Raw genomic sequence first — 11,670 nt, 5'->3', positions numbered from 1 at the left:
GGTGTTACCCTTTTGTGAGCGTCACCAGACGTTTGGGTATGACTCGCTATGCGATCAACCCCCCAGAACTGAAAGACGCCCGGGAGATCGGGTATAACCACGCGATACTCCACGACGGGACATTCTACATGGCTGGGCAGGTGGCAATGGATTCAGATTCGAACGTCATCGGTGATGACATCGAGACCCAAGCCAGAAAAGCCTACGAGAACGTGGGAATCCTCCTCGAAACGGTTGGCAAGACGTACGCCGACGTGGCGAAAGTCACCACACATATCGTCGACCCAGAGACCCACTACTACGATGGCTACAAGACAGTTTACTGGGAGACGTTTTCTGAACCCTACCCATGTCACACCGTCTTGGGCCACGAACAGTTGGCGAACGAGGAGTATCTCGTCGAGATTGAGGTAGAGGTGCCCTTCGCTGAAGAGGACGTGGCTTCGATCGAGCCCGATGGCGACGTGATTCGGGAGCTCTGATACCGGCTGTTGTACCTGTTCGTGGATACTCATTGCATCGTCTCGGCAACCACCAGTATCGGTTGACGGAAGTATCTATGAGCACTCACACTGGAAGCGGCGCGAAAGTCCACGATGTCAGATGGTGGGAAGTCAGGCAGCCGAACCGACCGAGGCACATATGGAGGCAGTAGGTATATTCGACATGGCGAGATTTCCTCTTTATGAACGAGACGACACGCGTTGTCATGCTCGACCCCGATTGGTTCGGCGACGTAGAAGCGGAGCGAGAACACTTCGAAAGCCTTCTAGATGATGTCGTGGTTGAGGGAATTGACTGTACTGACGAGGAGATCCCCGACAGGGTCGGCTCTGCAGATCTCCTGCTCTCACATTATACCGGGGTCTCAGCCGAGAGTATGGATGCGACAGGGTGTTCGGTGGTCTCACGTTATGCGACTGGAATAGACGGCATCGACATCGCTGCCGCGACCGATCGTGGGATTCGCGTGACTCGCGTCCCACACTACTGTAACGACGAGGTTGGGATGCACGCACTCTCGCTTATGCTGGCGTTCGCTCGTGGAATCCCAACCTACGACGCGGCCGCCGTTGACGCGAGGTGGGAATTTTCTGATGCCGCGCCGTTGCGTCCGGTCTCGGAACTCACCGTCGGGCTCCTTGCATTCGGAAACAAGGGCCGAGCCACTGCCGAGAAGGCACTTTCTCTCGGTTTTGATGTCTGCGCGTACGATCCTTACGTCGAGGATGCGACCATCGAGGCCGAAGGAGTTCGACCTGTCGGCTTCGAGACGCTACTCTCGACGGCCGACATTCTCTCGATCCACGCACCGCTGACGGATGAGACCGAAGAGATGATTGATGCTGACGCAATCGCACGCCTACACGATGACGCGATTATTATCAATACGGCGCGCGGTGACATCCTCGATGAGGACGCCCTTCTCGACGCCCTCGATGACGACCGACTCCGAGGAGCTGGACTCGACGTCCTCCAACAGGAACCACCAAGCGCTGAGAACCCACTTCTCGACCGAAATGACGTGCTCGTGACGCCTCACGCAGCTTGGTACTCGACGCGGACTGCACGCATCCTCCGGCGCCAGGGGACAGAAATCGCCGTCGAGGCCTATCGGGGTGAAGATACGGAGGGGATTGTGAATCCGGACGCACTCGATTTGTGACATGCTCCTCGTGGTAAACAGCGAGGCTTCCCGTCCCGCAGTTAGGAGGTTTGTCAGTCTACGATACGAATAGTTCTCTCGTACGAAACATCCCGCTCTCGTGGTCGAACAGGTTTACTGATGGCTGTGCCACACAGCCGGACCCCTATTGTCGGTGAAAGAGCCGTTACATAGATCTGCAAGTCGGTCAGTAATTTATATTTATAGCAGAAGACTTGAGCATGGCCGGTCCTTCCATCCGCCTTGGCCTTTGCCTCATTATCGGTCTGTTCACAGGAAGCACTCTTGGTATGCTCTTCGTTCCTGATCCGACAGGAATAATCGCATTCGGTATTGCAGCAGTGTGTACTGCTGGAATACCCGGCTATCTTTACAGAAGTGACTGGCTACGTGACTAGCTGAGCGATACACCCTCTGTACCGAGAGATTTGTGGAAGAAACCGATTACAGTGGGAGCAGCGCGAAAGCCAACGATGTTCGTCGCAAGAAATATCAATTAGATATAAAGAGAAGGTATCGAGATTTATGTTTTCGAGGCAAGCCCCTACAGATCTGCCAGAAACAAAGGAGGTATCTGGTGATATCTTCATCGCCGCGGCGTTCGACGGAGTTTGCGTTCCGAGCGGAGAGGGTATCAATCGTCTGGATAAACGAACACGTTCTCGGGATCCCACCCGATTGTGACCGTGTCACCCCGTTCGTGGGTGATTCGTTCGCCACGATTTTGGGTAACGAGCCGGATTGTCTCTCCGAAGGCGGGTACAGAGACGTGATACTGTGTTTGGTCGCCCTCGAAGGACACCTGTTCAAGCGTGCCTTGGAATTTATTCACGCCATCTGAATCGAGCGTGACGTGTTCGGCTCTGAGCGCGATAACGACATCCGAGTGGTCCGCCCCGATTTTGCTCGGAATCTGGATTGTCGTATCTTTGACGGCAACAGTCGCTGTCTCCTCATCGTGGTTGGTAATCGTTCCATTGAGCAGTGTCGTGTTGCCAATAAAATCGGCGACGAATGGCGTCTCCGGAGCGGCATATAACTCCTGGGCGGGAGCCAGCTGTTCAAGACCACCGTCGCGAATTACCGCAATGCGGTCCGCCATCGAGAGCGCCTCGGTCTGATTGTGGGTGACGTGGACGATAGTTAGTTCAGTCTCCTCGTGGATTCGAGTTAACTCTGCTCGCATTTCTTCTCGGAGTTTCTTATCGAGCGAACTCAGCGGCTCGTCGAGCAACAACAGCGTCGGTTCGTAAACGATCGCACGGGCGAACGCGACGCGCTGTTGTTGGCCCCCGGAGAGATCGTTGACCGGCTTGTCCATGTAATCGGTCGGGAGACGAACGAGTTCAAGCACATCGGTAACTTTCTCAGTAATATCCTCCACGTTCTCACGTCGCATTTTGAGTGGGAATGCGATGTTCTCTTTGACAGTCATGTGGGGGAACAGCGCGTGGCTCTGGAAGACGAGGCCGATGTCACGTTCGTACGGCGGCTCATCCGAAACCGGCTCGTCGTTGATGTATATTTCGCCGGAAGTGGGCGTTTCGAAGCCAGCGATCATGTGCAACAGGGTTGTCTTGCCTGCACCACTCGGCCCGAGGATCGTCATAAATTCGCCGTCCTCTATCGGAATCGTCACATCGTCGACCGCACGGAGGGAGCCGAAGTCCTTGGTCACGCTATCGATGCGGACGACAGAGTCTGTACTGTCAGTCACGTTTTCGTCGAATCCTTGGCTTACCATCGTCTGTTGGCCGATCCTGCTCGGTCCTTGGAGACATAATACGGCCCTCCGCATGGCGGGTCAGTTAAATTCACGTGCGATACAGCGGCGTGATCGTTCATACCCTTTTCCCTGCATGTCGATGAGGGCTGCTACTCTCGCCGAGACTACTTGCGGCCGAGTCGTCGGAGCAAGCTTCAAATCTGTCCAATGAATCCGTCCATTACTTTCTTTTCGCCCCGGCGAAGGTGTTCTTCGACGGTTCGACGGGTGATGCCGAGTTTTTCGGCGATCTCTTCCGTCGTGGTCTTGCGGGGCAGTTCGTAGTACCCGTCGTTATGAGCCGTCTTGAGGACTTCGCGCTGGCGGCGTGTAAAATCCGATATCATGTCGTTGGGCGCGATTAGCGGCTCATTCCGATTCAGATCGACGCTCTGGAGCTTCCGTTTGGAGTCGACAGTCACGTGTTTACCATCCTCGACCAAGTCGTGATAGAACTGCGAAATCTGGGAGGATTCGAGGGCAACCACTTGGAAGCGCTTCTCACCGCGCTCGTATCGTAGCGGCGCGACCAACAGACAGCCGGCACCCTGGGCGTACTCTTCGAGATAGCCGCTCGATCGTTCTCTCAGACACCCTTTCGTAACGATAATCCCCTCGTCTTGTTGGCTCATCTGCCCTTGGATACCGACGGTCGACCGTAGGTGCTCTAATACCTCATCGTCAATGGGGCCTGCCACGTGGAGCAAGTCCCGATCCTCGTTGCACCACAGTCTGATTGTTCGGTTGGTCTGTGCGGTAACTTCGCCGAACGCGCTTGAGTCATTGATACTAAACGATGCCGTGTGCATGGTAGTGTCTAACTTAGGTGTGCTCATTAATATTTCCTCCAATCTGTATCGTGTTCATCGTTGGTAACCGTCAACCGAGTGTTGAAACCTTCCTTGCTCACTGGAGATAACTATACCGATTTTCACAAAATACTCCAGAGATATCGGATAATATTATATTTATACTGCTAACTTCCGAATAGACATTTATTTATCTCTGAAAAAATAGTACGCCACAGATTGGTCGGTTTGCAGACCTCGCCATGCGTATACCACTCAGAAACGGGGCCACCGTATGGAGGGGATATCGTTTCCCTGCGGTCCCAACCCGTTATCGTATGTTCGAGGAATCCGATTTTGCGAGGCGAGCTACACGGATGCCCGAATCAGGCATTCGAGAAATCTTCGACGCGGCACAGGAATACGACGAATTGTACGATATGAGCATCGGCGAACCGGATTTCGAGACTCCCGAACCGATCGCCAATGCGGTTAGAGACGCGATTGACGAGGGTGTCGGAAGCTATACTCAGACACTTGGCCGTGAGGAACTTCGAGAGGCGCTGTCAGCCAAGCTTAAAAACCGAAATGGAATCGACGCCGACCCGCTCTCAGAACTCGTCGTCACACCTGGAGCGATGGGTGCGATCTTCACCGCGACGCAGGTCCTCTGTGAGGTGGGTGACGAGGTTCTCGTGCCCGCGCCGTACTGGCCGAATTACGAAGGCCATCTCGCGAGTGCGGGTGCATCGCTTGTGGCAGTTCCGACCTCCCAGGAGGAGAATTTCGTTCCTACAATCGCAGACATCCGGGCGGCAGTGACCGATGACACCGTTGGCATTCTCCTGAACACGCCCAATAATCCGACAGGGGCTGTCATTCCGCCTGACCGACTCCGCGGAATTGGGGAACTGCTCACCGAATTAGATCTTTGGGGGATTCTGGACGAGACCTACGAAGATCTCGTTTACGACGACGCGACACATCACTCCCTTGCCAGCGATCCTGCTATCTTCGAGCGGACGATTACCGTCCACAGTTTCTCGAAATCATATGCAATGACTGGATGGCGGCTCGGCTATGCATCGGGTCCAGCGGACGTTATCTCGGCGATGCGGGTGCTCCAAGAGCACACCGTCTCCTGTGCCGCCGAACCCTCCCAGATTGCCGCTCGCGCCGCGCTTGATCATCCTGAAGTCGTCGAAGAGATTCATGCGTCGTTCGCCGATCGGCGCGCGCTCATCCTCGATCGATTGCGCGACATTGACGGCGTCCAACCCGGCAATCCCAAAGGGGCGTTTTACGTCTTTGCTGATGTCTCTGCAGTAACGGAATCCAGCCGCGAACTCACGATGAAACTCTTAGAAGACGCACACGTCGGATCCGTCCCGGGGTCTGTCTTTGGGCCAGGGGGTGAAGGATTCTTGCGGTTTTCGTACGCCACGGACGCCGAGACGATCCGGAAAGCAATGGACCGATTCCAACACGTGGTTGAATCCTAAGCGAGTGCCTCGGTTCAACTGCCTATTTAAATTAATCACCATATGACGGTTCTATGTCTTTGTTTGTCGTTACTCTAGGTTACATTGAGAACGATGTCCGACAATCAGAGCCAGCCCAGTTCCAGATGGCAGGAGCTCAAGGGTGCCCCAACGGGAACGGAGTTGCGAACGAACGGCTGGCAACAGGAAGCAGCACTACGACTGTTGAATAACAACCTCGACCCGGAGGTTGGTGAGGACCCCGAACGCCTCGTCGTTTATGGCGGAACCGGCCGTGCCGCCCGTAGCTGGGACGCCTATGACGCGATTATGGACCAGCTCACCTCACTCGAAGACGACGAAACCTTGCTCGTCCAGAGCGGCAAGCCGGTCGGACGGTTCAAGACCCACGAAACGTCTCCCCGTGTGCTCATCGCAAACTCGAACCTCGTCGGCCACTGGGATGACTGGGAGCACTTCCACGAACTGGAGGCAGAGGGACTCATGATGTACGGTCAGATGACTGCCGGCTCGTGGGCCTACATCGGCACCCAAGGTATCATCCAGGGGACCTACGAGACATTGGCGAAGTGTGCCGACGAACACTTTGGAGGCGATTTATCGGGACAGCTCACCGTCACCGCGGGCTTGGGTGGAATGGGTGGTGCCCAGCCGCTTGCCGTCACGATGAACAAGGGCGTCTGCTTGGTTGCCGACATCGACGCGGATCGTATCCAACGTCGAATTGATACGGGTTACTGCCAGGAGATGGCTGACGATCTTGATGAGGCAATTGAGCGCGCACAAGCCGCAGTCGAAGCCGGTGAGCCCTACAGCGTCGGTGTACACATGAACGCGGCAGACATGTACGAAGAGCTTCTCGAACGAGAGGTGATCCCTGACGTAGTCACGGATCAGACATCGGCTCACGATGCACTGGAGGGATACTATCCGAGCGGCTACACTGTTGCCGAGGCCGATGACCTGCGCGAACGGGACCCGGAACGCTACCGTAAAGAGAGCCTCGACACGATGGAGCGGCACGTCGACGCGATACTGGAGATGCAACGTGCCGGTGCGGTTGCCTTCGAGTACGGAAACAACATCCGCGGACAGGTTAAAGAGCATCGAGGACGCGAGGACGCATTCGATTTCCCCGGGTTTGTCCCGGCGTACATCCGACCAATGTTCTGTCAGGGACAGGGGCCGTTCCGGTGGCTTGCGCTCTCCGGTGAGGAGTCCGACATCTACCGGACGGACGACGCGGTACTAGAGCTGTTCCCGACAAAGGAGCGACTGCGTCGATGGATCAATCTTGCCCAAGAACACGTCGAGTTTCAGGGACTGCCATCACGGGTATGCTGGCTCGGTTATGAAACGACTCGGGCGGCCGAGGTTGGCCTCGACGATATCGATTCCATCGACCCAGACGACGAGCTAACCGAACGCGCACAGTTCGCCCTCCGAATCAACCAACTCGTTGCCGACGGCGAAATCACGGCTCCGATTGTTGTAACACGAGACCACCTCGACGCGGGGAGTGTCGCCTCACCGAACCGGGAGACGGAGGCGATGAAGGACGGTAGCGACGCCGTCGCCGATTGGCCGATACTGAACGCTCTTCTGAACTGTGCCGCGGGTGCAGATATCGTCAGCGTTCACGACGGTGGCGGTGTCGGCATCGGTAACGCCGTCCACACCAACAACCATGTCGTCCTTGACGGGTCGGAGCGTGCGGCTAAAACAGCCAAACGAGTGTTCACTACCGATCCTGGGATGGGGGTCATCCGACATGCTGATGCCGGCTACGAGACTGCTTTTGACGAGGCAGAGCGCTCGAACGTAGTGATCCCCATGGAGAGTGATGAGTGATGTTACATATCCTACCCGGGATCACTGATGATCAATCAAACAGTAGCCCATGACTGAGTACACCGTTATTCACGACGCTGGAGAGCTCCTCAAACTCACTGAATCGGGTGTCGACCGAATAGAAGATGGCGCTGTTGCGATTAGCGAGGGGAGTATCGTAGCAAGCGGATCGAGTGACGACGTAACGCGTGAGTTTCCAGCTGAAAACGCAGCAGGAGCGATTGACGCGTCGGGGAAGGTTGTCCTCCCTGGGTTTGTCGACTCACACACTCACGCCGTATTTTCGGGCGACCGTTCTGGTGAGTTTACTGCAAAGCTTGAGGGGAAAACCTATCAAGAAATCCGGGACGAAGGGGGCGGAATCTTGCGCACTGTCGAGGCAGTCCGAGAGGCCTCCACGTCGGAACTCGTTAAGCTACTGTTAGCACGGCTTGATCAGATGCTGGCTCACGGGACGACTACAGCCGAGGTAAAATCCGGATACGGCCTCACCGTTGAGGCCGAACGAAAACTTCTGGAGGCGATCGACGTGGCTGCCAGCCGACACCCTATCGATGTCGTCCCCACGTTTATGGGGGCCCACGACGTCCCAGAGGGATCCAGCACCGACGAGTACGTCGATGAGGTCATCGATACCCAACTGCCCGCAGTCGACGACTTAGCCGAGTTTTGTGACGTATTCTGTGAGGCAGGTGTCTTTACCACTGAACAGTCTCGCCGGGTGCTTGAGGCAGGAGCGGACACCGGGCTGACGCCGAAGATTCACGCCGAAGAATTCGAACGCATTGGTGGCGCTCAGCTGGCTGCCGACATCGGCGCAGCCAGTGCTGACCACCTGCTGCAGGCAACCGCCGAGGATGCGGACGCACTCGCTGCCGCCGATGTTACGCCCGTTTTGCTCCCTGGCACAGCATTCACACTCGATACTGAGTACGCAGATCCCACACTGTTTGATGAGGTTGCCATCGCGACGGACTTCAACCCTAACTGTCACTCGATGAGCATGGAATTCGCCGTTGATTTGGCGTGCCACGGGATGCGAATGGTCCCAGAGCAAGCCCTTCGATCGGCGACAGCAGTCGCCGCTCAGGCGCTCAACCGAACCGACGGGACCGGGACACTCCAAGTGGGTGCCCCCGGCGACGTGATCATCTCCTCGGTATCGAGTGTGGACGAAATTCCATACAATTTCGGCATCAGTACGATCGAGGCGGTCCTCAAGGACGGAGATGTGGTGTATCATGACTGAGGTCGTCGTCGACGGGGAAAGCTTGACGCCCGAAGATGTCGAGGCGGTAGCCCGACACAATGCAACGGTCACCGTCACCGAGGAGGCCCGCGAAGCAGTCCGTACTTCTCGGGAACGTATCGAGGATATCCTCGACACCGGAGAAGCAGTCTATGGTGTTAACACCGGATTCGGAGAACTCGTCCAGAAACGCATCCCTGCATCCGATATCGAGTCTCTCCAGCAAAACCTGATCCGGAGTCACGCCGCGGGGGCCGGAGAGAACCTCACCGTCCCCGAAGTCCGTGGGATGATGGTCACGCGTCTAAACGCACTCGTAAAGGGGTTTTCAGGCATCCGCGAGCGTGTCATCGATCTTCTTGTCGATATGCTCAACGAAGGCGTCCATCCGGTCGTAAAATCAAAAGGAAGTCTGGGAGCAAGCGGCGATCTTGCACCGTTGGCACATCTTGCGCTCGTCTTTATCGGTGAAGGGGAAGCCTTCGTCGATGGGGACCGGCTGTCTAGCGAGGCGGCACTCGACCGTCGAGGGCTTGAACCGGTCGACCTTCAAGCAAAAGAAGGGCTCGCGCTCATCAACGGCACTCAACTGACGGTCGCCCTCGCCTCGCTCGTGGTGTGTGATGCCGAGCGAATCCTGCAGGCGGTCGACATCGCTGGTGCCTTGACAACAGAGGTAACGATGAGCACTACTGCCTCGGCCCACCCTCGAATTCACGAGGTTCGCCCGCATCCCGGACATTCAGAGACAGCGAAGAATCTTCGTCTCCTCACCGAAGATTCGGAAATCATCGACTCACACCGGAACTGCGACCGCGTACAGGATCCCTATTCGATCCGGTGTATGCCGCAGGTCCACGGTGCGGTGCGGGATTCACTTACACATCTCCGTGAAATCGTAACGACGGAACTCAACAGTGCGACCGATAATCCACTAGTGTTTGACGCCAACCGCGTTGACGACCGCGCTAGCGGGACTGAGAACGCGGCAGTCCTCTCCGGGGGAAATTTCCACGGCGAACCGCTTGCACTCCCGCTAGATTATTTGAGCGGCGCGCTCACTGAGGTAGCCGCAATCGCCGAGCGCCGCATCGATCGGCTACTCAACCCGAACACCCAAGAGGAACATCTTCCAGCATTCCTTACCAACGACAATGGCCTCCAGTCGGGATACATGATCGTCCAGTACACGGCCGCTGATCTCGTCAGTACGAACCGCTCGATCGGTCGCCCGTCAACGGACAATATCCCGGTCAGCGGCAACCAAGAAGACCACGTGAGCATGAGTGCGACGAGCGCTCATCGCGCTCGTGAGATTGTCAATAATACGCGCCACGTTGTCGCTGCGGAGCTGGTCTGTGCCGCACAGGCGATGGACTTCGTAGAGGGACTAACTCCTGGTACTGGGACAGGGGCCGCCTATGAGGCCATCCGCGAACGTGTTCCCTTCCTCGATGAAGATCGGACAGTCGGCACCGACGTGGATGCTGTCCGAGACATAATCGCCGACGATAGACTGCTCGATCACGTCGAGGGGGCAATCAACGGTGAACTGGAGTAGACCTCTCCGCATGGCAGGTGTCCGTTGATGATTGCAGACGGTGTATGGTCTTGCATGCGAGCTGATAACGACGATTCAGGGGTGGTTACACGGTGACCCGAATATTCGGGTCACCTGGTCGCTACGTCCAGGGCCAGGGCGTCATCGACTCGATCGAGAAGTATCTCTCGTTTGATGGCTCCCAAGCCGCATTGCTTCTTGACGAACAGATTATCGACATCGTTGCTGAGCCGTTGGGCACCGGCCTTGCTGCATCGGGATTTACCGTTGAATCCATCGCACTTGATGAGGTCCCGACGGATGATAGAATCGATAGAATCGTCGATGAAATCGACGCTACTGATGTCGTTGTCGGTGCGGGCGGCGGACGAACGCTGGACATCACGAAGGCAGTTGCTGCGCGTCTTGAGACCTCCATCGTGACTGTACCGACGATCGCCTCCACGGATGCACCGACGAGCAGTCTGTCGGTCATCTACACCGAAGCAGGTGATTTCGAAACGCTCCAATTCCATGGCTTCAACCCGGATCTCGTTGTCGTCGACACCGAACTCATCGCGGCTGCCCCGACGCGGCTGTTCCGGTCCGGTATCGCGGACGCGCTCGCCACGTGGTTTGAGGCTGATACGGCGTATCAGGCACACGCGAAGAACGTCTTTGAGGGCCACTCAACGCGGACCGCACACGCAATCGCCCGAGAGGCCTACGAGACAATCACCGAACACGGTGTCACCGCTGTAACAGCCGTCGAACAAAACGCAGTAACGCCAAGCGTCGAAGCGGTCGTAGAAGCCAATACGCTCATGAGCGGACTCGGCTTCGAAAGCGGCGGTCTAGCCGCTGCTCACGCTATTCACGACGGCCTGACACACCTCGATCTCCACGGTGCTACCCACGGAGAGAAGGTTAATCTGGGTACGATCACCCAGCTCGTCTTGGAAGGAAGGCCGAAGGACGAACTCCACGAATTTATCGAGCTTTCGATTGAACTCGGCTTGCCAGTTACGCTCGAGGAGATCGGACTTACAGAGACAGACGCAGCGACTCTTCGACGGGCCGCCGAGGCAGCCTGTGAGCCGGTCGAGACAATTCATAACGAACCGTTCGAAGTGACACCCTCAGCTGTTGTCAACGCGCTTGAGACGGCCGATCGCGTCGGTCGCACGCTAAAAGACGGCTGATCAGCCGGTCTTTTTGACTTGTGTTGCATACATATAATACACGTTCAACCGCCACGATTCTCCCCCATGGAGCGACACGATAGTGGATGATTTCAGGTATACACCCC

At 56.4% G+C, this 11,670-nt stretch carries 9 protein-coding genes; 7 read left to right on the top strand and 2 right to left on the bottom strand.

Annotated features, from left to right (window positions below; translation table 11 throughout):
• The first annotated feature begins 38 nt into the window (after window positions 1-38).
• Both GJ631_RS01990 and GJ631_RS01985 read left to right on the top strand, forming a co-directional pair.
• Window positions 39-482 (top strand): RidA family protein, encoded by a 444-nt coding sequence (locus GJ631_RS01990; RefSeq protein ID WP_156707545.1) that lies wholly within the window; start codon window positions 39-41, stop codon window positions 480-482.
• A 203-nt stretch (window positions 483-685) separates the two neighbouring features.
• Entirely contained in the window at window positions 686-1,666 is a 981-nt protein-coding gene (locus GJ631_RS01985; RefSeq protein ID WP_197424717.1) for a C-terminal binding protein, read from the top strand.
• Between the two features lie 634 nt (window positions 1,667-2,300).
• On the opposite strand, the gene GJ631_RS01975 is transcribed toward GJ631_RS01985, so the two are convergent.
• Both GJ631_RS01975 and GJ631_RS01970 read right to left on the bottom strand, forming a co-directional pair.
• Complete coding sequence (locus GJ631_RS01975; protein ID WP_197424716.1) at window positions 2,301-3,383, bottom strand: ABC transporter ATP-binding protein; 1,083 nt, start codon at window positions 3,381-3,383, stop codon at window positions 2,301-2,303.
• Between the two features lie 203 nt (window positions 3,384-3,586).
• Window positions 3,587-4,240 (bottom strand): helix-turn-helix domain-containing protein, encoded by a 654-nt coding sequence (locus GJ631_RS01970; RefSeq protein ID WP_197424715.1) that lies wholly within the window; start codon window positions 4,238-4,240, stop codon window positions 3,587-3,589.
• Window positions 4,241-4,557: 317 nt separating this feature from the next.
• On the opposite strand from GJ631_RS01970, the gene GJ631_RS01965 reads away from it, so the two are divergent.
• From GJ631_RS01965 to GJ631_RS01945, 5 genes are all read left to right on the top strand, one after another.
• Complete coding sequence (locus GJ631_RS01965; protein WP_156707542.1) at window positions 4,558-5,721, top strand: pyridoxal phosphate-dependent aminotransferase; 1,164 nt, start codon at window positions 4,558-4,560, stop codon at window positions 5,719-5,721.
• A gap of 93 nt (window positions 5,722-5,814) precedes the next feature.
• A complete protein-coding gene (hutU, locus tag GJ631_RS01960) occupies window positions 5,815-7,572 on the top strand; it encodes a urocanate hydratase (protein ID WP_156707541.1) in 1,758 nt (585 codons plus the stop codon).
• A 49-nt stretch (window positions 7,573-7,621) separates the two neighbouring features.
• Window positions 7,622-8,821: an imidazolonepropionase gene (gene hutI / locus GJ631_RS01955; RefSeq protein ID WP_156707540.1), complete on the top strand. Its 1,200-nt coding sequence runs from the start codon at window positions 7,622-7,624 to the stop codon at window positions 8,819-8,821.
• Entirely contained in the window at window positions 8,814-10,382 is a 1,569-nt protein-coding gene (gene hutH, locus GJ631_RS01950) for a histidine ammonia-lyase (protein WP_156707539.1), read from the top strand. The genes hutI and hutH overlap by 8 nt, the downstream gene beginning before the upstream one ends.
• 92 nt (window positions 10,383-10,474) lie before the next feature.
• Window positions 10,475-11,563 carry a glycerol dehydrogenase gene (locus GJ631_RS01945; RefSeq protein ID WP_370518527.1) on the top strand — a complete coding sequence of 363 codons (1,089 nt, stop codon included), beginning with the start codon at window positions 10,475-10,477 and terminating at the stop codon, window positions 11,561-11,563.
• Window positions 11,564-11,670: the final 107 nt, after the last annotated feature.

The organism is Natronomonas sp. CBA1123 (assembly GCF_009741925.1).
Taxonomy (GTDB): domain Archaea; phylum Halobacteriota; class Halobacteria; order Halobacteriales; family Haloarculaceae; genus Natronomonas.
Note: the sequence above shows the minus strand (reverse complement) of the source record. Positions and strands in the feature narration are given on the sequence as shown.